Here is a 25,525-nt window from a genome sequence, read left to right on the forward strand (position 1 = left end):
ATCAAAACCTACGCTCTTATGGCGTTATTGCTGCTTAATTTTGTCCGAAGTATTGTTAATGAAGTCGAGGATCTAAATTCAGCTTAAGTAAGTCATATTGCACGTAGAGTGCGTTATGTTACGCGATGCAAAACCTGCATGTACTTAGATTTTTGAAAAAATCAAATTGGATTGCTATAGGATAAAAATATATTTATTTAGCTTATATTCACTAAAATAAATTTAAAATAAATCTTAGATTCTGTTTTTAAGCAATTGTACTGATTTCGCTTCAAACTAATAAATATAGTCAATACAAATTTTCAAACGGAGAAGATTAATATATGAGTTTGATAGATGATATATTTATGACTTTGTACAGTACGTAATTCCTATAGAATTGGTATAAATTTTTCTAACCAGGTGGAATTTATGGAGAGAAAATTTCTGTGAAATTTTCCTCAAGCAGTGAATCTGGTGTTTGCATAATAATAAATGGGAGTTCGGCTCCCACCAGACCTCTGGGGATGCGTTCTACAGTCTCACTAAAAACGACAAATAGAGGATATATAGTATTAGCTCCCTCACTCAAAATATGACTATGACGGAGAGGCATCAACCACTCATAATGATTGTCCAAGTAGACTTGAGTTTGTCGCCAACGTCCTAATAAATCAGAAAAGTCTTCGTGAGCGCGATGAATAAAAACTAAAATTTCGGCTCCAGTTTTGATTTTCCATTCTGGATCGCACATTAAAATTGCCACATCACAGGGTAAGCAAATTGTTTGTGGCGCTGTTGTAGCATTCCGAAGACGGACAATTGGCAAGGGTATAGTGATAACACTTTCATCTGGACGACGCAGACTAGGGATCATCTCCAAGTATGGACGATATTGCTTTAGTAAGGCGATCGCAGCTAGATGATTGCTGTACTCTGCTAAACTTGCTTCGTAGTGAGATTTTTGCACAGTCATAGTTTATTAAATAGTGAGGAATTAGGAATTAGAAGTTAAGAACAAAATTAATAAGTTAAGAATTAACAGTTTAGAAATAAAAAGTTTTAACTCCTAACCCCTAACTTCTAACTCCTACTATTAATCCCTTATCCCAGCTTTTCAAATACCGCAAACATAGGCAGATACATCGCTAATAAAATTGTTCCAACCATTCCCCCTAGAACTACAATCATCACCGGTTCTAAAATACTGGTCATTGCTTTTACTGCTTGCTCAACTTCATCTTCATAGAAATCAGCAACTTTCATCAACATTGCATCTAATTCTCCAGTTTCTTCTCCGATACTAATCATCTGAATTGCCATAGCTGGAAAAACGCCATCACTTTGTTGTAAAGCAATGCTAATCATACCTCCTTGTTGAATTTCCATGCGGGCTGCGTCTATGGCATTGGCAATTACTTGGTTTCCTGATGTATCTCGGACGATTTCTAAGCAAGTTAAAATTGGTACACCTGAACGAGTCAAAGAACCAAAAGTCCGGCTAAAGCGGGCAACCGAAGATTTTTGAATTAAGTCACCAAACAATGGCATCTTGAGGGAAAGACGATCAATTGTGATGCGACCAACAGGAGTTTTAGCGTATTGTGTAAAGGCAAATTTTAGTCCAATAAGAGCAGCAAGCAGGACGAAAGCACCCGGACTTCTCAAAAACTTACTAGCATCCATCAAGAATTGCGTTAGAGGTGGTAATGAGATTCCAATTTGTGTAAAAATCGTGGCAAAAATCGGAATCAGAAAAATGGTCATGCCTAGAAAGATCGCAACTGCGATAAAACCCACGACCGTTGGATAAGATAATGCTGATTTGATTTGGTTTTGTAGACGAGCAACATCTTCTAACAACTTAGCTAAACGATTCAATACTTCGTCTAGAACACCACCAACTTCGCCAGCTTGAATCATACTCACATATAATCCATCAAAACAGTCAGGATGCTTCCGCATTGCCTCTGAAAGATTCATTCCGCTTTGAACATCGGTGCTAATCTCCACCAGGGCTTGTTTCAGTTTAGTATTACTACACTGTTCAGAAAGTACCCCTAGACTTCTAACGATCGCAACTCCCGCATTCATCAAAACGGCAAATTGACGCGAAAAAACGGCTTTGTCTTTAACCGAAACCTTAATTAAGGAATTTTGGAAATTTTTGAAGGCAACATCTGGCTGAAATCCCTGAGATTGTTTGAGTTCTTGGATGACAAAACCTTGATCTCTGAGATTAGTCCGAGCTTGTACCAAGGATTCGGCAACAATTTTTTCTGTTCGAGAATTTCCTTGCGAATCCCGAACACGGGCAACGAAGTTTGGCATAAAATAAATTCAAAATAGTTGTTATTAATTGGCATGGGGCAATTTTATTTTGGATTTTGGATTGAGGATTTTGGATTAAATTTCAATCTAAAATCCAAAATCTAAAATCATTACTTCCCACTTCCTTTAATGCGCTTTGGCAGCCGCACCTGGTTTAGCACTTGCTGCTTGTGGCACAGAAGTACCGATGAGACGTTGGATTTCATCTGGCTTAGAAGTCTTAGACATCGCCGCTTCAAAGGAAATGGTTCCTGATTTGTAAAAATCGGCTAAAACCTTCTCCAGAGTTTGCATCCCCAATTTGCCACCAGTTTGAATAGCTGAGTAAATTTGAGATGTTTTGCCTTCTCGAATCAAGTTAGAAATAGCAGGAGTAACAATCAGAATTTCTTGAGCCATCACCCGACCATATTCACCAGGTTTAGGGCTTTTCTTGGAAACCAAGGTTTGGCTAAATACTGCCACTAAAGAGTTAGACAACTGCACCCGCACCTGGGTTTGTCTTTCATGGGGGAAAACGTCAATAATCCGGTCAACCGTTTGTGCAGCCGAACTGGTGTGTAGCGTGCCAAATACCAAGTGTCCTGTTTCTGCTGCGGAAATCGCCAAAGAAATTGTTTCTAAATCGCGCATTTCCCCTACCAGAACAATATCTGGATCTTCCCGCAAAGCTGCTTTCAAAGCATTAGCAAAACTCTTAGTATCTTCACCTAGTTGTCGCTGGTGAACCAAACTTTTAATTGGTTCGTAGACAAATTCAATTGGGTCTTCCACTGTTAAAATATGCTCTGCCTTGGTGCGGTTAATCAAGTCAATCATTGCCGCTAAGGTTGTTGTTTTGCCGGAACCTGTAGGGCCTGTCACCAGAATTAGCCCTCTGGGCTTATCTGTCATTTCCCGCACGATATCTGGCAAACCTAATTTTTCAAAGTTAGGAATCTTAGAACTTAATGCCCGTAAACAAGCAGCATAAGAACCACGTTCTTTATAAACATTGACCCGGAAGCGAGCTAAACCTTTAACACCATAAGAACAATCCAACTCCCAGTTCTGCTCTAAGGTTTTACGCTGGGTGTTGTTGAGCATACTAAAAATTAGCCTTTGACATTGATCAGCTGTTAATACATGTTCACCTATGGGGGTGAGTTTACCACTGATGCGAAAGTAGGGAGGCAAACCTGCGGATAAATGCATATCCGAGCCACCCAATTCAATCAATTGCTCCATCAAGTCTTCAATCATCATTTCCATAGTTCTGCTTCCTTTTAATATTTGTTATTTGCTCTTTGTCATTTGTTTTAAGTTAGTAAGTATCAACTAATGACCAATGACTAGTTTTAAAACCGAGCTGTCATACAGTAAGGACAATCCAACCATTCTTGTTTCAATGTGGCCTCGCAACTTCGGCAGGTAAGACCAGTCTTGCGTTTTGCTTTTAACTCGGCTTCCAAACCAGTATCAGTAAACGTCACCCGTTCTACTTCTTCTAGGGTGGTGGAACCTTCACGCACTAAGTCCAAACTGTAAGCCAGCAAGGTTTTCATCCCTTCTTCTATTGCCACTTCTTTGATGCGTTCTGTGGGTGCATCTTCGTTAATGAGAGTTTGGAGGTTTTCGGTGACTCGCATAACCTCATAAACACCACAACGCCCTTTGTAGCCGACGCCATTACATTTTGGGCAAAGCTGATTTTTGGCTTTGGCTTCGGCGATCGCATCTAGTGTCAAGGTGTTAGCTTTATAGAAGGTGACTCCGACATCAGAGGAAGCTGATAGACCATAACGAGCCAATTCTTCGGTTGTGGGAGTGTAGGGAATACGACATTCAGAACAGACACGCCGCACCAAACGTTGAGCTAGAACACCAATTAGGGAACTAGAAACCATGAAAGGCTCAATCCCCATTTCTCCCAGACGAGCGATCGCACCTGGGGCATCATTGGTATGTAAGGTAGTTAATACTAAGTGACCGGTCAAGGCAGCTTCAATCGCTGTTTTTGCCGTTTCCTTATCCCGCGTTTCACCCACCAGCAGCACATCTGGATCTTGACGTAAGAAAGCCCGCAACGCGGTAGCAAAATCCAGCCCTTTTTCTCGAATCACCTGTACTTGAGTAATCCCTGGAAGGCTGTACTCAATTGGGTCTTCTACAGTACTGATATTAATTCCGGGATCATTCTTTTCTGAGAGTGCAGAATACAACGAGGTTGTTTTCCCAGAACCAGTTGGCCCAGTTACCAAAATTAGACCGAAGGGACGGCTAACCATATCCTGGACAATATGTAAAGTCTCTGGATCGGTAATTAACTTATCTAATCCCAGTTGGGTAGAGGAGTTATCCAAAATCCGCAGCACCACCTTTTCCCCGTAGCGACTGGGTAAGGTATTCACCCGGAAATCGACTTTGCGTCCCTCAAACAGCCGTCGGATACGTCCATCTTGAGGTAGACGGCGTTCTGCAATGTCTAGATTGGAGATGATTTTAAATCGGGCTGTCACCGCCGGGATAATTTTTTTCGGTAGGGGATCGAAAGCTTCGCGGAGTACGCCATCCTTGCGAAACCGAATGCGTAAATTTTCTTCTTGCGGTTCGATATGAATGTCAGAAACGCCTTCATGCAAGGCTTTAGCCAGGATTCTATTAACTAGGTTGATGACTGGGGCATCCTCTGCACCCTTCATCGCTGCCCCTAGATCAGCCTCCATTTCTTCAGGAGCATCTGAAATATCGAGATTTCCGAGGTTTTCTAAATCCTGATTAATATCTGTAAACTTTTCTTGTTCCAGGTGCTTCTGTTTAACAGCCATTTCATCCAAGTATTGGTTGATTAGCTGTTGGTAGTCTTCCTGGGTAATCACCATCCGCTGCAATGCCAAGCCTTGGGGGCGCAAGATGCGATTCAGGTCATCAGAAGCTTCTAAATTATCTGGAGCGACCATCGCCACTAAAACTGAGGGTGGGGTTTGGTCTTCGTGTTTCGACAGTGGTACTAAACGATGGCGACGACAGATATCCACTGGGATCAGGGTTTCAATCAGATTCCCCATCATCGTATTGCCAACAGAGTTGACTTCAGGATCGAGGAATTCAACTCCGTATAGGATTTTAAGTTCAAATAGCTGCTGTTTTTTATATTGCCTGAGCAACTCAGGCGATAGTTGTTGCCCAGTGATTGACTCTAGTACTTCCGTTAAGGGTCTGCCAGATTTGCGGCTTTCAATTAGTGCCTGCCTCATCTGTTCGGTATTGACATAGCCAGATTGGACTAGCTTATTGCCGAAGGGCGAAAACTCTGTTCTGGTAGTTAGAGCGGTACTGCGCCGTTGTGGTGACGAGTTCATAAATGAGCAATTGATTTGGGGAAACCTCTACTTAAAGTATTCCCAGCCTGGGAGATAGAATTGTCATTTCCCAAAAAAGTGCTAAGTCACCGAAACAGTTCTGAGTGCTGAGTGCTGTTAGCAATAGCGAGGCGTTTAGTTGCAAAAAAATTGTAGGTTGGGTGGAGCGGAGCGCAACCCAACATATATCAGGATGTTGGCTTTGGCAAAGCCTCCAACGCCACTTGCTACAACGCGGGGAACCCGTGCAACGCAGTGGCTCCCCAACCTACGTCTAAAGAAAAATTGAGTGTTTTAAACCCACGGAGGTGGGTAAAGTCTCGTGTAGACAAGCCAGTGCGTTGGGCGGCTCCGCCGACTTGTTCGCGTAGCATCTCCCCCTGGGAGAAGCAACTGGCGCGCGGTTTCTAACCGCCCTTTTACTAAACCCCTACAGCGCGCCAATCTCCCCAGTCCCTAGTCCCCAGTCCTACTCGTTCGGGTTCCCGCCTTCGTAGTGTCTGGGCTAACGTGTTCACCATTTGTCACAATAAGAGGACGGTTAAATCACTTCCAGGAACTTCTCGGCAACAAAATCAGCCCCAGTGGCAAGTCGTGGATGACGACGGCTGCAAACTGTGGAGATACACTGCCATAAATAGAAACTGGAATGAATGGACAATGATCGATGAAAATAAACAGATAAACAATACAGCCAGCAATTGGGTGAACCAACAGAGGTAAAGCAAGCAATGATGAGTGACTCTCCAGCCCAAATTAATTTCAATGAATCTGGTAGTGAGGTGACAGAACAAGTGGCAGCCCAAACAGGAGATACGGCTACTATCAATCCAGACAATAGCTTCGCTGCAACCGAGAAAACTGAAGTGGACAGGGCAGCTTTGGCAGAACTGACTCAACAAATTGAGTCCCTCAAAACGCAGCTAGAAGAACGTAGTACTCAATATATGCGGATTGCTGCTGATTTTGAGAATTACCGGAAACGCACTAGTAAAGAAAAAGAAGACTTAGAGTTGCAGGTGAAGCGGAATACGATTTTGGAATTGCTGCCAGTGGTCGATAATTTTGAGCGGGCGCGATCGCACCTCAAACCGCAATCTGATGGCGAAATGACTATGCACAAAAGTTACCAAGGCGTTTACAAACAATTAGTAGATAGCCTGAAGCGCTTGGGTGTATCACCAATGCGTCCCGAAGGTGAAGAATTTGATCCTAACTTGCACGAAGCAGTAATGCGGGAACCTACGGATGAACATCCTGAAGGAAGAGTGTTAGAAGAGTTAGTGCGCGGATATTACTTGGGCGATCGCGTGCTACGCCATGCAATGGTCAAAGTAGCTGCTCCCAAGGAGGATAGCCCTGCTACACCGGAAGATCAGTCGAGTTCAGCCAACAGTTAAGCTGTAATCGCTCGCCTCGCTGACCTGAAGTGCCTGGGTTCTAGTAAGGACGAGCATCGCGTACCTAAATAAAAACAAGGCTTTGGATAACTCTCTGTGTTTTAACTTCTCTTTTGCTACCAGCAATAGAGGTTCCACAGACGTTATCCGCTAGCCTTTGTTCTTAGAAAAAAAGTTAGTGCGCGATATATTACAGCAGAATAAATCAGTAAAAATACTGGCAAATATGGGAAAAGTTATTGGGATTGACTTAGGCACTACTAACAGTTGCGTCGCAGTTTTGGAGGGCGGTCAACCACTGGTGATCTCCAATTCTGAAGGGGGACGAACTACTCCAAGTATTGTGGGATTTGGGAAAAGTGGCGATCGCTTGGTTGGTCAATTAGCAAAGCGCCAAGCCGTAACCAATGCTGAAAACACAATTTACAGTATTAAACGATTTATTGGGCGGCGTTGGGAAGACACTGAAATAGAACGCACTCGCGTCCCATACAACTGTATCAAAGGTCGAGATGAGACCGTTGATGTCCAAATTCGCTCAAAAAACTACACACCACAAGAATTATCCGCCATGATCCTGCAAAAGCTGAAGCAGGATGCGGAAAACTTCTTGGGTGAGGAAGTCACTCAAGCAGTGATCACGGTACCCGCATATTTCACAGATGCCCAAAGACAAGCAACTAAAGATGCTGGTACGATTGCTGGATTAGAAGTACTGCGAATCATCAATGAGCCAACAGCTGCGGCTTTAGCTTTTGGATTGGAAAAGCAAGACCAAGAGCAGCTAATTTTAGTATTTGACTTGGGAGGCGGTACTTTCGACGTATCGATCCTGCAACTTGGGGATGGCGTTTTTGAAGTTAAGGCGACTTGTGGTAATAACCACTTGGGTGGAGACGACTTTGATAATGCGATCGTCCTTTGGATGATGGAACGTTTCCAAGAACAAGATAAAATCGACCTTTCTCAAGATAAGATGGCGCTGCAACGCCTGCGGGAAGCGGCGGAAAAGGCAAAAATTGAACTCTCCAGCATGGTGAATACCTCCATCAATTTGCCCTTTATTACATCTGATGACACCGGGCCAAAGCATCTGGAAATGGAACTCAGTCGTTCTAAATTTGAAGAACTGGCCGCAAAATTAATTGAAGCGACTATCGAACCACTGATCCAATCGCTCAAAGATGCCGATCTTAAACCAGAAGCCATAGACCGGATTATTTTGGTAGGTGGTTCTACGCGCATTCCCGCAGTTCAAAACGCGCTAATTAAGTTTTTCAACGGCAAAGCTCCCGATCGCTCCATCAACCCTGACGAAGCCGTAGCATTAGGAGCAGCTATCCAAGCAGGTGTATTGGGTGGTGAAGTCGATAATCTCTTACTCTTGGATGTTACCCCTCTGTCCTTGGGAATTGAAACCTTGGGTGAAGTGTTCACCAAAATCATTGAACGCAACACCACAATTCCTACGAGTCGGTCACAAGTTTTTTCCACCGCAGTTGATGGGCAAACTTCAGTAGAAATTCACATCCTCCAAGGTGAACGGGCAATGTCACGAGATAACAAGAGTCTCGGCAAGTTTTTGCTCGCCGGAATTCCCCCATCGCCCCGTGGTGTGCCGCAAATTGAAGTATCCTTTGAAATCGATGTCAACGGCATCCTGAAGGTTTCTGCTCAAGATAAAGGTACTGGTAGAGAACAGAGTATCAGGATTACCAATACAGGTGGTTTGAGTAGCAACGAAGTCGAACGGATGCGCCAAGAGGCCGAACTGTTTGCTGAAGAAGATAGAAGACGTAAAGAACTGGTTGAACTCAAAAACCAAGCAGATAATTTGTTGTTCAGTTACGAATCCACCATCAAAGATAACAGCAGCTTTATCGGCGACCAGATAAAAACCTTAGCCAGTGAAAAAGTTTCCCAACTCCAAGCGGCAATGATTGACTCCAGCATTTCCACTGTGGAATTTAAGCAGCGCTTAGACGACTTCCAACAAACCCTGTTTGCAATTGGTGCTGATGTCTACAACCGAGCTAACAGCCAAAGTGATGAGATTGAGAAGGATTCAGCTAGTCTTTTTACTCCAGAAGTAGATTCACCAATGAACGGTACACTAATACCACAATTCAACTTTGATTTTGACGAAGAAAGTACTACACAGGCTGATTATGAGGCGATAGATTAAGGGTTGGGATTGGGGACTGGGGACTGGGCACTAGGGACGCAGAGCGAAAATTCCTCTTCTCTGAACCCTTTCCTCCTCTACACCTGTAACTCCTCAGACCCCTTACCTAATCACCAATCCCCAATCCCTAGTCCCCAGTCCTCTAAGTTGCAAATTTTAATTAAGACATTTTAATATATCTAAAATATTTAGCGAAGTTTCACAAGACCCCAGCGGTTTGCTAGATTGTAGAAGCAAATTACTTTGGGCTAGGCAGTGTGCCAGTTTAGATGCACTTCCATTGCATAAGGGTGGTTTTCCACACCTAATGGTGCGGCTAGCCCATCTGGTTGATGGGCGGGGTTTTCCTCTGCTACGTAGCACAATTGTAAAAGAGACAGCCGACTCGGCAGTGAGAAGTCTGAGCAAAGGCTTTCTCTGCTCTTAACTTCTATAGCTTTTGTCGTCTCCCACGAGGAAAGCATCTGTTACTCAAGATTTGTCGGTGATTTTTGTAAAAGCTAAAGGGTAAAATCAATTTATTAACAAAAATTAATTTTATCTTCTGTCTGACCTCCGGCAAGCCACCCTCTAAAGGATACTGTGTTGCTCTTGCATATCTGTCAAGCAAAACACTTTTCCATAGGGTAGCAAGTGACCGTGATCTTCTACTGACTTCTGCTTTCTTCCTTCTAACTTTTACCTTTGCTATATGGCCCGCGACTATTATGAAATCCTGGGTGTCTCTCGTGACACCGACAAAGAAGAAATCAAACAAGCCTATCGCCGTTTAGCCCGGAAGTATCACCCAGATGTGAACAAAGAACCGGGAGCGGAGGATCGCTTTAAAGAAATTAACCGCGCTTACGAGGTACTCTCAGAACCAGAAACCCGCGCTCGTTATGATCGCTTTGGCCCTGAGGGTGTGTCTGGTGCAGCTGGCGCGGGCTTTCAAGATGTCGGTGATATGGGTGGCTTTGCCGATATCTTTGAAAGCATTTTTAGTGGCTTTGCTGGCGGTATGGGTAATCCCACGCAACAAAGACGACGCAGTGGGCCTGCAAGGGGCGATGATCTGCGGCTAGACCTGAAGTTAGACTTTCGGGAAGCAGTATTTGGCGGCGAAAAAGAAATTCGCATTTCACATTTAGAAAATTGTGAAGTATGTAGCGGTTCTGGTGCTAAACCGGGAACCCGTCCTCGGACTTGTTCGACTTGTAGCGGTTCTGGTCAAGTCCGCCGTGTCACGAGAACACCCTTTGGCAGTTTCACCCAAGTCTCAACTTGTCCCACCTGTAATGGCACAGGGATGGTAATTGAAGATAAGTGTGATGCCTGTGATGGTAAGGGCGCAAATCAAGTCACAAAGAAACTCAAAATTACCATTCCAGCAGGGGTGGATAATGGCACACGCTTACGAATTTCTAGTGAAGGTGATTCCGGTCAACGTGGTGGCCCTCCTGGAGATTTGTACGTTTACTTGTTCGTGAATGAGGATGAAGAATTCCAACGGGATGGCATTAATATTCTCTCGGAAATCAAAGTTAGCTACCTACAAGCGATTTTAGGTTGTCGGTTAGAGGTAGATACGGTAGATGGCCCAGTAGAACTGATTATTCCAGCCGGAACTCAGCCGAATACGGTGATGAAGTTGGAAAATCGCGGCGTACCCCGCTTGGGTAATCCCGTCAGTCGTGGGGATCACATGCTGAACGTATTAATTGATATTCCCAATAAAGTCACCCCAGAGGAGAGGGAACTATTGGAAAAACTGGCTAAAATTAAGGGCGATCGCACTGGTAAAGGTGGTCTAGAAGGATTTTTGGGAAATTTATTTAAGTGATGATGCCCTCTTCTGTTTCAACTCCCGATGCTCAACTTGATTTACGCGGCACCCCTTGCCCGATTAATTTCGTGCGGACAAAATTACGTCTGGAGAAAATGCCATTGGGAGGTTTACTAGAAGTCTGGCTAGATCCAGGTGAGCCGATTGAGCAGGTTCCTGATAGTTTGACAATGGCAGGTTATCAGGTGGAACAAATTACAGACTGCACTAGTTATTTTTCTCTGCTAGTGCGTCGTCCAGTTGCTAGCCAATGACAGGGAAAAATTTTGCCGCAACTGGACAGTTATTGGGTACGGTGGTGGCTGTACAGGCCAATTTTTACCGAGTACAGCTGGAACAAGAGGATGGGGAGCAGGGGAGCAGGGGAGCAGAGGAGAAACTAGATTTAAATCCCTCCCTCCTCCTCTGTACTCGTCGAACACGCCTGAAAAAAATTGGACAACAGGTGATGGTGGGCGATCGCGTTGTGGTAGAAGAGCCAGATTGGGCTGGGAGACGGGGTGCGATCGCTGAGGTTTTACCCCGCCAAAGTGAGTTAGATCGTCCGGCGATCGCCAATGTCAACCAAATTCTATTGGTATTTGCTGTAGCCGATCCGCCTTTGGAACCTTATCAGCTCAGTCGGTTTCTGATCAAAGCTGAGTCTACTGATTTAGATGTGCTTTTATGCTTGAATAAAAGTGATTTAATTTCACCGCCAGAACAGCAACAAGTTAGCGATCGCCTTCTTGGTTGGGGCTATGAACCGATATTTATCAGTGTCAAAGATGGTATAAATACTGAGCAAGCCGCCAGATATTTGAGCAATAAAATTACTGTCATTGCTGGACCATCTGGCGTAGGTAAATCCAGCCTGATTAATACGCTGATTGACTCTGCCAAGCTGCGAGTTGGAGAAGTTTCGGGCAAACTGGCTCGTGGTCGTCATACCACTCGCCATATAGAATTATTTGAGTTACCTAAGGGTGGTTTACTGGCAGATACTCCCGGCTTTAATCAGCCGGATATGGATTGTATACCAGAAGAATTAATCCATTATTTCCCAGAAGCCAGAAAGCGGTTAGCTGTTGCTAGCTGTCGATTTAGTGATTGTCTGCATCGAGACGAGCCTGAATGTGCGGTGCGGGGAGACTGGGAACGATATGAACATTATTTAGAATTTTTGGACGCGGCGATCGCTCATCAAACACAGCTACATGAACAAGCCGATCCAGAATCTACGATGAAGTTAAAAAGCAAAAGCAAAGGCAAAGGGCAGAGTCAATACGAACCCAAGCTAGAAAGTAAAAAATATCGTCGAATTTCTCGGAAGACTCAGTTACAAGACTTGCAAGAGTTATATCGGGATGAAGAATAAAGCTGTACCAATAAGCTCATCCAGAATCAACTCTCAAGTTAAAAAGCAAAGACAAAGAGCAATTCCCAAAACTGACAATATTCAAAAGTCCCGCAGCTAGGCTTGTCGTAGACATCGCTCCTTTAAACGTCAAGGTATTATGTACTCGAACACCGTGCAGCATAAAGCCTGAGGTTTTGCATGAAAGTAGCAGTTTTCAGTACAAAAGCCTACGATCGGCAGTTTTTGTCAGCTGCAAATTCTCCCACCCAACACGAATTAGTGTTTTTTGAACCCCGCTTAAATCGGGATACGGCTATCCTTGCTGCCGGATTTCCGACGGTTTGCGTGTTTGTACACGATCAGGTTGATGCTCCAACTTTAGAGCTTCTCGCCTCAGGGGGAACTCGCTTGGTTGTCCTTCGCTGTGCAGGGTTTAACAATGTAGACTTGCAAGCCGCAGCAGACTTAGGAATTACTGTTGTGCGTGTTCCTGCCTATTCACCTTATGGAGTAGCAGAACATGCCGTAGGATTGATTTTGAGCCTAAATCGCAAAATTCATCGTGCTTATAACCGTGTCCGAGAAGGCAATTTTTCCCTAGATGGACTGTTGGGATTTAATTTGCACGATCGCACAGTGGGAATTGTCGGTACTGGCAAAATCGGTCTGATTTTAGGACAGATTATGAAGGGATTTGGCTGTCACCTACTCGCCTATGACGTTTATCGCAATCCAGAATTGGAGGCGCTAGGTGGAAAGTATGTAGAACTACCTGAGCTATTTGCTAATTCCGATATTATCTCTCTGCATTGCCCCCTGACTCCTGAAACGCATCACTTGATTAATACTGAGGCAATAGAACGGATTAAGCCAGGTGTGATGCTAATTAATACTAGTCGAGGAGCGCTGATTGATACCCTTGCAGTGATTGAGGGATTAAAGTCTGGTAAGATTGGCTATCTCGGTGTGGATGTCTACGAACAAGAATCAGAATTGTTCTTTGAGGATTTGTCTGGCGAAATTATTCAAGATGATATTTTCCAACGTCTGACAACGTTCCCCAATGTACTCATTACTGGACATCAAGCCTTTTTTACAGCAGAAGCTCTCTACAATATTGCAGAAACAACTTTTGCTAATATTACCGATGTTGAACAGGGTCGTGCTTGTGCGAATGAAATTCGCATTTAAACCTTTAGCAATATAGCAGTTCTCGTTCAAGAGAGGTACACCCGTAGGGACAATACCCTGCGGGAAGCCGCAACTCTTGGAGAAGCTCCGCGATCGCGTCTACATAAATTGCCCCTACGATAGATGTGGTTCAAATACATGAAAACTGCTGTAACTTAAGTTTCAGTACAACAGGTAGGAAAGAGCCAAAAACTTTGCGTTTTACTGACAGTATTGATTGAGAAAAAATCATTAACTACTCTTACGATCCCCATAAAGTCTTAAAATATTGTTAATTTCAGCCAAACCTCTCGACCTTCAACTTACAAGTATCACCCCAAAATCACTATGGCTATCGGCTACGTCGCGCTTGTACTCCACGCACATCTGCCCTTCGTTCGTCACCCAGAAAGTGACTACGTGCTGGAGGAAGAATGGCTCTATGAAGCCATTACAGAAACCTACATCCCCTTATTAAAAGTATTTGAAGGCTTAAAGCGAGACGGTATCGACTTTAAAATCACGATGAGTATGACACCACCTCTAGTGTCGATGCTTCGCGATCCTCTGCTTCAAGAACGCTATGAAGCACACTTAGCCCAACTAGAAGAACTTATAGCATTAGAAGCAGAACATAATCTCAACAACGGACATCTTCGTTATTTAGCTGAACATTACGCTACTGAGTTTAGCGAAGCGCGTCAGCTATGGGAACGCTACGGCGGTGACTTGGTGACTGCTTTTAAGAAGTTCCAAGACAGTAACAACCTGGAAATCATCACTTGCGGTGCAACTCACGGCTATTTACCGTTGATGAAAATGTATCCGCAAGCAGTGTGGGCGCAAATTCAGGTAGCCTGCGAACATTACGAGCAAACCTTTGGACAAGCACCTAGAGGCATTTGGTTGCCTGAATGTGCCTACTATGAAGGTTTAGACCGGATGCTAGCCGATGCTGGATTACGCTACTTCCTCACTGATGGACATGGTATCCTTTACGCCCGTCCCCGTCCGCGTTTTGGCACTTACGCCCCAATTTATACAGAAACCGGTGTTGCGGTCTTTGGTCGAGATCAGGAATCTTCCCAACAGGTATGGTCTTCTGAGGTGGGCTATCCTGGGGCAGCAGAATATCGAGAATTTTACAAAGATTTGGGCTGGGAAGCAGAATATGAGTATATTAAGCCCTATATTATGCCCAATGGTCAACGGAAAAATACGGGTATTAAGTATCATAAAATTACGGGGCGTGGCTTAGGACTTTCAGATAAGGCGCTCTACGATCCCTATTGGGCTAAAGAAAAGGCAGCAGAACACGCTGCTAATTTTATGTATAATCGAGAGCAGCAATCTGAGCATCTCTATGGTATAATGCAGCGTCCACCAATTATTGTTTCGCCTTATGACGCAGAGTTATTTGGACATTGGTGGTATGAAGGCCCTTGGTTTATCGATTACCTATTCCGCAAGTCGTGGTATGACCAAGGAACATATAAAATGACCCATTTAGCGGACTATTTGCGGGAGCAGCCGACGCAGCAAGTCTGTCGTCCTTCGCAGTCGAGTTGGGGTTTCAAGGGTTTCCATGAGTATTGGTTGAATGAAACAAATGCATGGATTTATCCGCATTTGCATAAAGCTGCTGAACGGATGATTGAAATCTCGCATCTGGAACCAGAGGATGAGTTGGGATTGAAAGCATTGAACCAAGCAGCCCGGGAACTGCTATTAGCGCAATCTTCCGACTGGGCATTTATTATGCGGACGGGAACTATGGTACCTTATGCAGTCAGACGGACGCGATCGCACCTGATGCGGTTCAACAAACTCTATGAAGACGTTAAAGTGGGCAAAATTGATAGTGGTTGGCTCGAAAAAGTCGAGTTAATGGATAATATCTTCCCCGAAATCAACTATCGTGTCTACCGTCCGCTATAGTTTCACATAAAGTAATTAACGAAAATCGGCGGGAATCCCAGTCTTTGAAGGGATGGGAGGAATAGCCGTCCGCCGATTTAGTTATTAGTACTAAGACTTTTAACATCCCAAACTTACGCATCATCTACCAGAACACAAGGCGCGATCGCATTTTATAAGGATTGCACTCTTCATACCATCTGCGATCGCATCTAAAATTCACGTTATTTTACGAATGCGAATACTTTTCGATGAAATAACAGTAAAAGCTCCTAATAATTCATCTGCGTGTTGATTAATGGCATTGGCAATAATTTCTGCTTTATCATTTGGAGATAAACCGAATAACCGAATTAATACCACACCTGTTGCAATTCGACGCAAACGGAATACTAACTCACCGAAATCTTTATCTGATGTCAATAAAATTGCAACTTCATTATTAGCCAAGTTCAAAACTTCATCGTCAGAAATTCCTGGTTCCATTTCCACAACATACAAAACTTCGTGACCATCAATTCGCAGACGTTCAACGATTTGCCAATCTAAATTTTCGTCCCCTAAAAACTTCAAGAAGCTTTCTCAGTGGTTGGATAAATCACATCATACCGCAAAGCTTGAGCCGCAAATGCCAAAGCTGCTTTAATTCCTTCATCGCTTAGTCGAGGATGCGCTTCGAGTATTTGCTGAGATGTTTCACCCGCAGCCAGTTTTTCGAGAATGAATTCAACTGTGATACGAGTTCCTGAAATGACAGGTTTGCCCATCATTATTTTTGGATCGGATACAATTTTTTGCATGAATTAAAATTATTTAGATAGATGATTAATATATAACGCGATATAAGGACGCAGTGGCAAGGGAGAAACAATAATGGCACAGAAACCCCATTCAATAGCTCAAACTCTCTGCCTGAACCATCTTCCCAGGCAAGAAACTCTTCAAAAGTCAGTGGTTGTGTGACGGTTGCATACATCGCCCTCGCTCTCTTGCTGACGGGTACTTCACTCAATGCTACCAAGATGTACAGCTTTGTCTATGACTTCAATCATCCCATAGGTCTTGGATGGACACACCTTTCTAAAAGTTTTTGTGTCTTTCCTAACAAATTATATGCAATAATACCTGATGTAATATCACCATCCAGATTATCGTAGAAGTACGAAGAATGAGCATCTTCTGCTCCAACAACCATTGCCATATCTGATTGACCCATATTGTTTAATGTTTTCTCCATCCCGTTTGCATACTGCCACACATAGTGATCGCAGAATAATAAATCTGAGCTAATTTCATCTTCTATGGCAGCTTTGAGAGGATAGGCAATTAAGTCAGAGGAATGAATTATATTTACCCATCTCAACTTCTGCAATCCAGCAGTTTCTTCTTTGTTAGAATTTTTTAAATAATAATTGATAACCGAGAAATCAATATCTAGCATTTGCTTAAGGAATAAGAGAGGAGAACCCAATGTCGTAATGCTAGCTAAATTTAACAGATTTAGTTTCTTACGAAAAATAAAAGCTGGATCATCATTATCTAAAGTATCTGAAAAAATGAGATCCCACAGAATTAAACTACCTAGAGAATGAGCTATCAAATGAATTTCTTGTTGATTGGAGTGGTCATTTAAGAACTGACTCAGTTGTTCAACGATAGTTTTACGTATTGCTTTACCGCGATCGGGATTTTGATAGATTAAAAAATCACTTAAAAAATTACTGATTATCTCATTTCTTCGTTTTTTGTATCTGTAAATATCATCATACGAACCTTTATATTCTTTATGTTGTTCACAAAGTCTAGAACAATCTTTCTCAATATATCCAATAGTTTGATGTTTCTTATTGTTGAATAAATTTCCCCAGAAACTTGAGTAAAAGTTTGCAGGGGTTGCTAGTTTTTTGTGGATTTTTTTTATGAGTACGTTAGCATATCTAGAATTATGAGTGTTGACACCGTGGATAAAGAATACAAGCATACTCATGAGTAATTACAGCTATAACTACTAGAAATTGTACTGTTATATATTTCCCCATAATCAACCTCAAATTACTGCGCTATAGAACAATTGTTATTTGATGTTGAGCCGTACAAATTTCGGGGAACACTAAACTTGAAACCCCAAGAAGTCTGTTATATCAGTATTTACTAGAGGATATAGTATGGACGAATTCGTAAGGAAAGCAGCTGGAATAGGTTTGCCTGCAATTATACTTATAATTACGATGGCTACTACAGGTCTTACCGGAGCTGCTGCTATTACAGCAGCTTTAGCAATGTTGGGGCCAGGAGGGATGATAGGTGGTATAGTTCTGCTGGGAATAATAGGCTTGGCAGCTGATATGCTATCTAAGTTTGGCCTAGAGACATTGTTAATAGCCATCTATAGACAGCGCCTACAAAATGGGGAAACTCGTAATAATATCTGCCAAGAAATTAACTGGTTACCTATTTCTGGAGATTTAAGGCGCAGGCTTAGAGAAGAATTTGGGTGCTAATTGCTTTAAGTAAGCGATATTTGTTAGTGAGTATGGCCCCACCTGCTAAATTAAGGAGAGATTCTAGGAATGGGATCGCCTACGGTGGGGCCTAGTCCATCGCACAAATGCCACTTATCCTCTTTCACATCTCCACTATTCTGAAAATAATTCCTGACGCAATTACAAGCTTGCGCCAACAATTTTTCTAGACTGGAGTCAAAGTCTAAATTGAGGACATAAAAACGCTTAAACAACAAACACACTATGCGGATTACACCTGACGGTCAGATTACCATCCCTCCTGAAATCCGAGACGTACTAAACATTTCTCCTAACCTAGAATTAGCATTTGAAATCGAAGGCGATCGCCTCTACTTCAAGAAAATACAACCTATCGATCAAATCTCAACCTGGATTGACACCATGCGGGGTTGTGCTGCTGGAAACTTCACCACTGACCAAATTTATGACCCTCACCCGTAGCGACGATTAATCAAATAGGCTATCACCTACTAGAACACAAGGCACGATCGCTATTCATTACCTTTTGATTAGTCTGCAAATAATCATGGAGCAAATGGCAACCCTGCGCTAGTAATTTTTCTAGTTGGATATCTGCCAAATTCTGTAAAATCACCGTACCATTAGCACTTCCCGCAGCCAAAGTTTTGCCGTCATGGCTGAAAGTGACGCTGGTTAACTCATCTTTATAACCTTTCAAAGCAATCAGTAACGTCCCTTCTCGGTTCCAAAGCCTCATGTTGTCATCACTGCTGGCTACCAGAGTCTTACCATCGGGGCTAAAACTGACACTGATGAAACTATCGCCATCTCCCGTGAGATTATTTAGTAATTCACCGTCTCGGCTCCAAATCTTCACTGTGCTATCAATACTAACTGAAGCGATCGCCTGACTATCTGGCGACCAAGCAACCCCATTTACTCGGCGGATATGACCAGTTAATGTGTATAGCAATTTACCATCGACACTCCAGATTTTCACGGTTTTGTCATCACTAGCTGAGGCTAGCAACTTGCCATCTGGACTAAAGCTGACCCAATTCACCGCGTCTTGATGTCCCTGCAAGGTGTTGAGCAGTTGACCGTTACGACTCCAAAGTTTGACTGTTTTATCTTTACTAGCTGAGGCAATTACTTGACCATTAGGCGACCAAGCAACACCCAAGACGGCATCATTATGACCTTGTAAGGTGTTGAGTAATTGACCGTCATCACTCCAAAGTTTTACCGTTTTATCTTTACTAGCTGAAGCAATTACTTGACCGTGGGGGCTGAAACTAACGCCCCAAACTTGGCCTTTATGCCCTGTGAATGTACGGAGAAGTTTACCGTCTAGACTGAAAATTTTTACAGTTTTATCTCGGCTTGCTGCTGCTAAGGTGCGATCGCCTGGGCTAAAACTGATGCTAGTAACCCAGTCATCATTATCGGCTTTGGGCTTTCGCAGCAACACATCGTCCCAATGCCAAAGTTTAATAGTTTTGTCCCGACTGGCGGAAGCAAGGGTGCGACCATCTGGGCTGAAGCTGATGCTGTTCACCCAATTATTGTGCCCCTTCAGGGTTCCCAGCAATACACCTTCAGAACTCCAGAGTTTGATTGTCTCATCGGTACTTGCAGAAGCGATCGTTTTTCCATCGGGGCTAAACGTGACGCTGGTAACTCCAGCACTATGCCCCGATAAGTTTCGCAGTAGCTTACCTTTCAGATTCCACAGTTTGATAGTCTGGTCTAAACTAGCAGAAGCAATAGTTTGACCATCGGGCGACCAAGCTACACTTTTGATTGCATCTTCATGTCCCTGTAAGGTGTTGAGTAATTTCCCGTCCCGACTCCACAGTTTCACCGTCTTGTCAGCACTCCCAGAAGCTAGGGTTTGACCATCAGTTGACCAAGCGACACCCAAAACTGCACCATTATGTCCCTGCAAGGTTTTGAGTAATTTACCTTCCCGACTCCACAGTTTCACCGTCTTGTCGGTACTCGCTGAAGCGATGATCTGACCATCAGGGCTAAAACTGACACTATTTACTACAGCTTGATGCCCTAATAGAGTTGCAAGCAATTGACCCTCTCGACTCCAAAGTTTTATTGTTTTGTCTTGACTGGCGGAAGCAAGGATTTGACTATCGGGGCTAAAACTGACGCTATTGACTACATCATCATGCCCCGACAAGGTTTTGACCAAGCTACCATCGGGACGCCAAAGTTTGATTGTATTATCCGCACTGGCTGAGGCAATTAAAGAGCGATCGCGATCGCTGCTAAATGTAACACTATTTACCCCAGATATATGCCCTTCTAAGCGGTTATACTCCCTTACCCCCGAAACTGCTTGATAAAGCGCCGTCTGCACTTGCTCTCTTGTATAGGAATCGACCCAAACTGTTTGTTGTAATTTTTTCCCCGCCTTTAAACCTTCCTTTAAAGCATCAATACCTTTTTGTGAGGCAAAAAGGGCTTCACTGGATACACTCAGGGTTTTAATTTCGCTATCTATTGCTGTGACTATGGAAACACTTAATCCTAATATGGCGAGAACGGAAGCAGTTAGGGCAATTTTCAGCGAACGATTTAATTTAGCTTCACTGAGCCTTTGTTGTTCTTGACTCTCTGCGAGTTTAGCTGTTAACTCTTTTTCTTTAAGTTCAGCTCGCAATTGCTCAATTTCTAACTGGCTTAATTCTTCCCGCTTTTGTAACTCCCGCAATTCTGTTAATAAATCTAATCCTTGTTGGGTATGAGGAACTACGAATTTAGAACGCTGCTTATTTTGGAGTTCGCTTTTAAGTCGCTCAATCTCGGCTTTACTTTGTTCTACTTTGTAGCGTAGTTGGTTAAGTTGTACCTGTAAGCTCGATTCTTGTTGTTGTAGATAACGAATTAAGTCTACTAAATAATCGTGAATCAGTTGATAGCGTTCTGGGACATCAGGAAATAGAACCACTAAACCGGAACTAACTAAAATATCTAATACTAACTCTAACTTGCCAGCATCTTCTAACTCTGCTAGCTGCGCTGCTAATTCAGCACGAGTTTTGAAAGGTCGGTTGTTGCTTTCATCTGTTAATAAATATAAGACAAGTAACGCGGCTCGTTCATTTTCTGGGCCGCAGTCTTTAATCAGTTCCTTAAGATATCGCTCGATGAGTTTGTTGGGTCTATATGGCTGATATTCTTCTAGTGTAGTAATGCGCTCATCTTGGATTTGCGCTCCCACAACTTGTAATTCAATGGGGCGGACTTCTCCAAATTCAGTTGATAAATCTTCGATTAAGGCATCAATTAAAGCCGGTTCTAAATTAAACTGCGATCGCTCGGTCAATTTTCGGATAATTGCTTTAGCATATTCTGGCGAAAAATTATTTAATTGATAGCGGATATGCTTGTCGAGAATATTATTATTAATCGCTTCTAGTGCCGAAAGATGTTTAAAGTCTAACAAGCGATGTAAATAATCTTCTCGCAAGGAAAGGATAACTTTGACAAAGGGTATATTCAGGCAGTCGCTAATAAATTTATCAAATTCTTGCTTTTGATTGCGATCGCTATAACCAAAGAAAAATTCTTCAAACTGGTCAAAAATCAAAACTGTGATCAGATGGTTGTCAGCATTTTCTTTTAGTTGTTGTAAAATTCTGAGGATGGTAACAGGTGTGCCAGAGTAGGGTAAAACTTCTGGTTCAATGGCTGCTTCTGGCTTAATATCAGCATAAATAGCAAGGGATGCGTCACAAAAGATCGCCTCACTTAAAGATTTCCCTAATTCCCGCGCCCAATCGGTGTAAACTTGCAGTACCACAGGCACGGCTATTTGATCGCCAATGGCTCGATTTTGCAGTGCTGGAACTAAACCTGCCGTGACGGTGGAACTCTTACCCACCCCTGACTGTCCGTGAATCACCGTCAATTTTTGATCGGCGCGGCTAATTCTGCCAATTAAGTTATTAATATCACGCTCCCGACCGGAAGCCGCAATTTCTAAAGCAACGCTGCTACTTCCAGAAGGTGCCATCAATGCGGGGTTTGTCGCCTGTCTTTGGGGTTGCAAGCGTCCTGCGCCAATAAAAGCCCGAAAACCGTACTGCTGCTCAACAGAACGCCGTTTCTGTCGAATGCAATAGGCTTCTAGATAGCGCCCTTCTTCAAAGTATAGCGATCGCAGTGTCCGTAATAAGCGAATATAACGATGGGCATCGTATTGATGGGCACTGTTTTCTAAGGCTGCTGGTAGTTCTTTTGTTGCCTTGTCTAAGTATTCATGAGCTACTACTAGTTCACCTAAATTTCGCTGTGCCTTCGCCAACACTAAATAGTAAATTTGCCCCAATAATAATGGAAATAAGCAGTTATAAGGGTCGTTCTGCTTTTGCGCCTCACCTAATTTCAGCAGTGATACGTGTGCTAAAATACTTGCCTGTACCCACCGCGACTGCTGTACAGCCACTTGTGCCAGAAAACCGTAGTCACAAGCTAATTGAATTTGACTACCATAAGTTTGATGTAACTCCAAAGAATTTTGAGCAACTGTCTGCAACTCTTCCCACTCTTGCAGATATTGCAAAACCTCTGCAAGTTGATTAATAAATCCAGCCACTATATCTAAACGCCCAGCTACCTGCAAGATATTTAAGCACTGCTGAAAATAAGATTTAGCTGTATTCCAATGGCGGCGGTTTTCTGTTTGATTTTGCTCTGCAAAACGGCAGTAACACAGCCCAATATAAAACAATAAAATTCCCTGTCGCAGCAGTAGGGGAGATGGGCGATTAGGAGGCATAAATGAAGAAAATACCCCCTCATTTCCCCCTGTCCCTGCTTTCTCAGTTTCCGCCAACTTTTGCCAAACTTGCAAGCTTTGCTGAAAATGGTTTAAAGCTTTATTGATGCGATCGCTAATATAATTATCTAGACCAAAAACAAATTCTAAACTAGCGTATAATTCTGGCTCTAAGGTAATACCACGATTGTGCAATTCTCTAATGGCAAAGTGAAGTTCATAGCTATGTTCCCAGACTTGCTCGACAGTGGAATAATGCTTTGCAACTTGCAGATTTTGATGTTGTGCAGCATCACTAAGTAACACCGTAGCAAATAAAGAGTCAGTTTCCTGTTGCAGAAATTGCAGCAGTGATTGAGTTGTCATTTCAAACCGAATCGGTGTCGCCGCCCAACTAGCAAAATCTGGTGCCAAACGGACTACTTTTTGCAATATTTCTTCATTCACCCACAAAATCATCGGAAATGGGTGACGTTTGCGAAATTCATCCCGAATATGATTAATAGACCTCAATAAATCATCGATTCCATCTACTGACTCTAAACCCAAAATCATCAACGCCGATGGCGGACGATCTTCGGTGAGCAGTTGTAAATGAATACTTGTATAAAGACTTCTAGCATTATGTGGCAAAACGACCTTTAAAATTTGGTGTCCTCCTGAAGAGAGTTCTTCGAGTCGTTGCAGCATTCGCTCTTGCAAAGCTCGATAATTGCAGCACACCAAGACTAGAGAAAATTGACCGCTAGAAAGGGTAATTGCTCTCCCTAAACTCCGCAGAGCTTGCTCATTAGCTGCTCTGACATCTACTTGTGGGTGTCGTTCAACCATGATTTAAATTTTTCCGTCTCTGCTAAAACTGGGTTGACGGCAAACCAAGCTCCCTGATGATCGCGGTATTCAAATACAAACAAACTTCGCAAGAGAGTATAGTATTCTATATCACCTCTAACTCTCTGCTGTTGCACCACCTGAAAGATTAATTCCCACTCCTGGGGATCGATGGCGTTAGCTCGGTAATCTCGCTGTCTTTGAATCACCAATTCGACACACTCCCGCTCAAAGGGTGGATCTTGTTCTCGCAGACAGTCAAACAGCAACCCTAGTAAGTCGCGCACATGACCACCACTAATCAAGCACAATCGATCTAAGGTTTCTAGACTATCAAACACTTCTGTAATTAAGCCTAACCGATCGCTAGCTAAAATGTCTGGAAAAGCTCTAGCTAGCACCATTTGGCGCAACATTGTTAGCCCTTGCGGAAAAATCTCGCCAGAGCGCAGACGTACAGGTATCATCGGCAAAACTTTTGGTGCAACTCCACCCCCCAAACGATGCTGAAGTTCGGCGCTATCGTTGGAAAAAGTCAAGGCTAGGGGAATAGTGTAGACTACATGACAATTCAGTTTGCGTAATTGTTCACCACGCTGAATAAATAAATATTCTGGCAGCGATCGCCCCGATGGTAAAGGTCTAATTGCGACTCGATCCAAGTTATCAACAATCACTACCAGTCCTTTTTTCCCCCTAGCTTTTAGTTGCTTGATGGCAGGTTCTAGTAATTCTTGATTAATTGACTGTAAAATGTTTGCTGTTCGCGGTTCTAGATAATCTCTTAGCCGCCGCCGCAATTGGGGACTTTCTTTAGTTTTAGCTGTAATTTTGGCAATTCCTACAGATAACTCTGCTTCTACCCCAAGTTCAATAGGCGTTTGCAGAAAATCGACAATTTCACCAAACAACTTGGTAAAATAGGCAGGTTTGAGCCTAATTTTCATCGCTTCTAAGCTTTCACTTACCTGTCCTGCGATCGCTAACAAAATATCAGTCACATCCACATCGGCCATTTCTAAGACGTGGGTAGACTCAAAGTAAACTACATGAAATTGCTCCACTTCTAACTCAGCTTGCAGCCGCAACAACTCCGTTGATTTTCCACAACCGAGATGCCCAGTAAATAGCTGACAAGTTGGAGCATTTGGAGAGATTCGAGCGATCGTGCGCTGCAAAGCCTCGATAATTTTGCCACCCCGTACCGCAGCAAAATCGATATAGTATCGGCGATCGCTAAGGTTTCCTATAATTAGAGGTCTGCTCGGATTGCAAGCCTGATAAAATCTTTCTAAATCTAGGAGCATAACTAATCAAGTTCACTCAGGAATGGGGATGAAAAAATTTACTAGATAAATATATTTATTTTAGGTAATTTATGCCTTCTTTTAATCAAACTACTAACTAAACTAGCAGTATTCTGGATAATTGTTTATATCTATAGGAATCCGATAGCGAAGCGGTAGCGAGTCATCGAGCGTCTTTGATTACTGAACTTACTTGTGTAAGGAGGGAACTCCTAACTCGGAAGAAGGGAATAGACGTGTACTGAGTTTTTTCACCCAATCAAATACGAGTCCTATATGTTTGATATAGCATATATTAATAATGATGTTTGAGTTAAATTAAGCAAAAATACTACTATAAGTACAAATAGCAAAAATATCTAATATCAAATAAGGTACTCTTATGAATATTAAAAATATCCAACACAAAAAAAGGTACTGTTAAGTACAATTTTGTCGCTCTCTTGAAGGGAGCATCTCAACGAAAGCAAATATACCAAGCAATTAGAAATCGCGGCTACAAAAACCAAGTCCGCCTATGCAGACTCAAAGAATTTGAAACCCACGGAGGTGGGTTATGTCTGTATAGCCGCGACTTCTGGTCGCCAAGGTTAGTAATAATTTAGACTTTTCCAAC

The 25,525-nt window shown here is 43.0% G+C and carries 19 protein-coding genes and 1 pseudogene; 9 read left to right on the plus strand and 11 right to left on the minus strand.

What is annotated here, in order from left to right:
• Positions 1-409 precede the first annotated feature (409 nt).
• The 5 genes from HWQ39_RS29125 to HWQ39_RS29145 form a co-directional block, all read right to left on the minus strand.
• A complete protein-coding gene (locus HWQ39_RS29125; protein WP_292853199.1) occupies positions 410-955 on the minus strand; it encodes a hypothetical protein in 546 nt (181 codons plus the stop codon).
• 128 nt (positions 956-1,083) lie between these two features.
• A complete protein-coding gene (locus HWQ39_RS29130) occupies positions 1,084-2,310 on the minus strand; it encodes a type II secretion system F family protein (protein WP_292853201.1) in 1,227 nt (408 codons plus the stop codon).
• A 126-nt stretch (positions 2,311-2,436) separates the two neighbouring features.
• Positions 2,437-3,561 (minus strand): type IV pilus twitching motility protein PilT, encoded by a 1,125-nt coding sequence (locus tag HWQ39_RS29135; RefSeq protein WP_292853203.1) that lies wholly within the window; start codon positions 3,559-3,561, stop codon positions 2,437-2,439.
• Positions 3,562-3,647: 86 nt separating this feature from the next.
• Complete coding sequence (locus HWQ39_RS29140; protein WP_292853205.1) at positions 3,648-5,651, minus strand: type II/IV secretion system protein; 2,004 nt, start codon at positions 5,649-5,651, stop codon at positions 3,648-3,650.
• A 227-nt stretch (positions 5,652-5,878) separates the two neighbouring features.
• Positions 5,879-6,025, minus strand: coding sequence for a hypothetical protein (locus tag HWQ39_RS29145; protein ID WP_292853207.1), 147 nt, complete (start codon positions 6,023-6,025; stop codon positions 5,879-5,881).
• A gap of 286 nt (positions 6,026-6,311) precedes the next feature.
• Between HWQ39_RS29145 and grpE the strand changes: the two are divergent.
• Both grpE and dnaK read left to right on the plus strand, forming a co-directional pair.
• Positions 6,312-7,051: pseudogene (gene grpE / locus HWQ39_RS29150) on the plus strand (nucleotide exchange factor GrpE).
• A gap of 226 nt (positions 7,052-7,277) precedes the next feature.
• A complete protein-coding gene (dnaK, locus tag HWQ39_RS29155; protein WP_292853327.1) occupies positions 7,278-9,236 on the plus strand; it encodes a molecular chaperone DnaK in 1,959 nt (652 codons plus the stop codon).
• 248 nt (positions 9,237-9,484) lie between these two features.
• Here the strand turns inward: dnaK and HWQ39_RS29160 are convergent, their stop codons facing one another.
• Positions 9,485-9,700 carry a hypothetical protein gene (locus tag HWQ39_RS29160; RefSeq protein WP_292853209.1) on the minus strand — a complete coding sequence of 72 codons (216 nt, stop codon included), beginning with the start codon at positions 9,698-9,700 and terminating at the stop codon, positions 9,485-9,487.
• A gap of 227 nt (positions 9,701-9,927) precedes the next feature.
• Here HWQ39_RS29160 and dnaJ point away from each other — a divergent pair, with 227 nt between their 5' ends.
• The 5 genes from dnaJ (at position 9,928) to HWQ39_RS29185 (ending at position 15,508) form a co-directional block, all read left to right on the plus strand.
• A complete protein-coding gene (dnaJ, locus tag HWQ39_RS29165; RefSeq protein WP_292853211.1) occupies positions 9,928-11,058 on the plus strand; it encodes a molecular chaperone DnaJ in 1,131 nt (376 codons plus the stop codon).
• Positions 11,058-11,315 (plus strand): sulfurtransferase TusA family protein, encoded by a 258-nt coding sequence (locus HWQ39_RS29170; RefSeq protein ID WP_292853213.1) that lies wholly within the window; start codon positions 11,058-11,060, stop codon positions 11,313-11,315. Before dnaJ ends, HWQ39_RS29170 begins: the two co-directional genes overlap by 1 nt.
• A complete protein-coding gene (rsgA, locus tag HWQ39_RS29175) occupies positions 11,312-12,418 on the plus strand; it encodes a small ribosomal subunit biogenesis GTPase RsgA (RefSeq protein ID WP_292853215.1) in 1,107 nt (368 codons plus the stop codon). Before HWQ39_RS29170 ends, rsgA begins: the two co-directional genes overlap by 4 nt.
• A 180-nt stretch (positions 12,419-12,598) precedes the next feature.
• Entirely contained in the window at positions 12,599-13,591 is a 993-nt protein-coding gene (locus tag HWQ39_RS29180; protein WP_292853217.1) for a 2-hydroxyacid dehydrogenase, read from the plus strand.
• A gap of 327 nt (positions 13,592-13,918) precedes the next feature.
• Positions 13,919-15,508, plus strand: a complete 1,590-nt coding sequence (locus HWQ39_RS29185) for a glycoside hydrolase family 57 protein (protein WP_292853219.1) — start codon at positions 13,919-13,921, stop codon at positions 15,506-15,508.
• A 198-nt stretch (positions 15,509-15,706) separates the two neighbouring features.
• Here the strand turns inward: HWQ39_RS29185 and HWQ39_RS29190 are convergent, their stop codons facing one another.
• The 3 genes from HWQ39_RS29190 to HWQ39_RS29200 form a co-directional block, all read right to left on the minus strand.
• Complete coding sequence (locus HWQ39_RS29190; RefSeq protein ID WP_292853221.1) at positions 15,707-16,060, minus strand: DUF5615 family PIN-like protein; 354 nt, start codon at positions 16,058-16,060, stop codon at positions 15,707-15,709.
• On the minus strand, positions 16,057-16,287 hold the full coding sequence (locus HWQ39_RS29195) for a DUF433 domain-containing protein (RefSeq protein ID WP_292853223.1): 231 nt from the start codon (positions 16,285-16,287) through the stop codon (positions 16,057-16,059). Before HWQ39_RS29195 ends, HWQ39_RS29190 begins: the two co-directional genes overlap by 4 nt.
• A gap of 248 nt (positions 16,288-16,535) precedes the next feature.
• Positions 16,536-17,474 (minus strand): hypothetical protein, encoded by a 939-nt coding sequence (locus tag HWQ39_RS29200; RefSeq protein ID WP_292853225.1) that lies wholly within the window; start codon positions 17,472-17,474, stop codon positions 16,536-16,538.
• Positions 17,475-17,652: 178 nt separating this feature from the next.
• On the opposite strand from HWQ39_RS29200, the gene HWQ39_RS29205 reads away from it, so the two are divergent.
• Both HWQ39_RS29205 and HWQ39_RS29210 read left to right on the plus strand, forming a co-directional pair.
• A complete protein-coding gene (locus HWQ39_RS29205) occupies positions 17,653-17,988 on the plus strand; it encodes a hypothetical protein (RefSeq protein WP_292853227.1) in 336 nt (111 codons plus the stop codon).
• A gap of 246 nt (positions 17,989-18,234) precedes the next feature.
• Positions 18,235-18,453, plus strand: coding sequence for an AbrB/MazE/SpoVT family DNA-binding domain-containing protein (locus tag HWQ39_RS29210; RefSeq protein ID WP_292853229.1), 219 nt, complete (start codon positions 18,235-18,237; stop codon positions 18,451-18,453).
• A gap of 22 nt (positions 18,454-18,475) precedes the next feature.
• Here the strand turns inward: HWQ39_RS29210 and HWQ39_RS29215 are convergent, their stop codons facing one another.
• Positions 18,476-23,602: a hypothetical protein gene (locus HWQ39_RS29215; protein ID WP_292853231.1), complete on the minus strand. Its 5,127-nt coding sequence runs from the start codon at positions 23,600-23,602 to the stop codon at positions 18,476-18,478.
• Complete coding sequence (locus tag HWQ39_RS29220) at positions 23,578-24,909, minus strand: P-loop NTPase fold protein (RefSeq protein WP_292853233.1); 1,332 nt, start codon at positions 24,907-24,909, stop codon at positions 23,578-23,580. The genes HWQ39_RS29215 and HWQ39_RS29220 overlap by 25 nt, the downstream gene beginning before the upstream one ends.
• Positions 24,910-25,525: the final 616 nt, after the last annotated feature.

It is taken from the genome of Nostoc sp. NMS8, assembly GCF_017115045.1.
Classification (GTDB): domain Bacteria; phylum Cyanobacteriota; class Cyanobacteriia; order Cyanobacteriales; family Nostocaceae; genus Nostoc.

What these genes read in the sequence shown, in the direction of transcription:
- HWQ39_RS29125 (WP_292853199.1), bottom strand. Translation starts at nt 955, where the DNA reads ATGACTGTGCAAAAATCTCACTACGAAGCAAGTTTAGCAGAGTACAGC.
- HWQ39_RS29130 (WP_292853201.1), bottom strand. Translation starts at nt 2,310, where the DNA reads ATGCCAAACTTCGTTGCCCGTGTTCGGGATTCGCAAGGAAATTCTCGA.
- HWQ39_RS29135 (WP_292853203.1), bottom strand. Translation starts at nt 3,561, where the DNA reads ATGGAAATGATGATTGAAGACTTGATGGAGCAATTGATTGAATTGGGT.
- HWQ39_RS29140 (WP_292853205.1), bottom strand. Translation starts at nt 5,651, where the DNA reads ATGAACTCGTCACCACAACGGCGCAGTACCGCTCTAACTACCAGAACA.
- HWQ39_RS29145 (WP_292853207.1), bottom strand. Translation starts at nt 6,025, where the DNA reads ATGCTACGCGAACAAGTCGGCGGAGCCGCCCAACGCACTGGCTTGTCT.
- dnaK (WP_292853327.1), top strand. Translation starts at nt 7,278, where the DNA reads ATGGGAAAAGTTATTGGGATTGACTTAGGCACTACTAACAGTTGCGTC.
- HWQ39_RS29160 (WP_292853209.1), bottom strand. Translation starts at nt 9,700, where the DNA reads ATGCTTTCCTCGTGGGAGACGACAAAAGCTATAGAAGTTAAGAGCAGA.
- dnaJ (WP_292853211.1), top strand. Translation starts at nt 9,928, where the DNA reads ATGGCCCGCGACTATTATGAAATCCTGGGTGTCTCTCGTGACACCGAC.
- HWQ39_RS29170 (WP_292853213.1), top strand. Translation starts at nt 11,058, where the DNA reads ATGATGCCCTCTTCTGTTTCAACTCCCGATGCTCAACTTGATTTACGC.
- rsgA (WP_292853215.1), top strand. Translation starts at nt 11,312, where the DNA reads ATGACAGGGAAAAATTTTGCCGCAACTGGACAGTTATTGGGTACGGTG.
- HWQ39_RS29180 (WP_292853217.1), top strand. Translation starts at nt 12,599, where the DNA reads ATGAAAGTAGCAGTTTTCAGTACAAAAGCCTACGATCGGCAGTTTTTG.
- HWQ39_RS29185 (WP_292853219.1), top strand. Translation starts at nt 13,919, where the DNA reads ATGGCTATCGGCTACGTCGCGCTTGTACTCCACGCACATCTGCCCTTC.
- HWQ39_RS29195 (WP_292853223.1), bottom strand. Translation starts at nt 16,287, where the DNA reads ATGCAAAAAATTGTATCCGATCCAAAAATAATGATGGGCAAACCTGTC.
- HWQ39_RS29200 (WP_292853225.1), bottom strand. Translation starts at nt 17,474, where the DNA reads ATGAGTATGCTTGTATTCTTTATCCACGGTGTCAACACTCATAATTCT.
- HWQ39_RS29205 (WP_292853227.1), top strand. Translation starts at nt 17,653, where the DNA reads ATGGACGAATTCGTAAGGAAAGCAGCTGGAATAGGTTTGCCTGCAATT.
- HWQ39_RS29210 (WP_292853229.1), top strand. Translation starts at nt 18,235, where the DNA reads ATGCGGATTACACCTGACGGTCAGATTACCATCCCTCCTGAAATCCGA.
- HWQ39_RS29215 (WP_292853231.1), bottom strand. Translation starts at nt 23,602, where the DNA reads ATGGTTGAACGACACCCACAAGTAGATGTCAGAGCAGCTAATGAGCAA.
- HWQ39_RS29220 (WP_292853233.1), bottom strand. Translation starts at nt 24,909, where the DNA reads ATGCTCCTAGATTTAGAAAGATTTTATCAGGCTTGCAATCCGAGCAGA.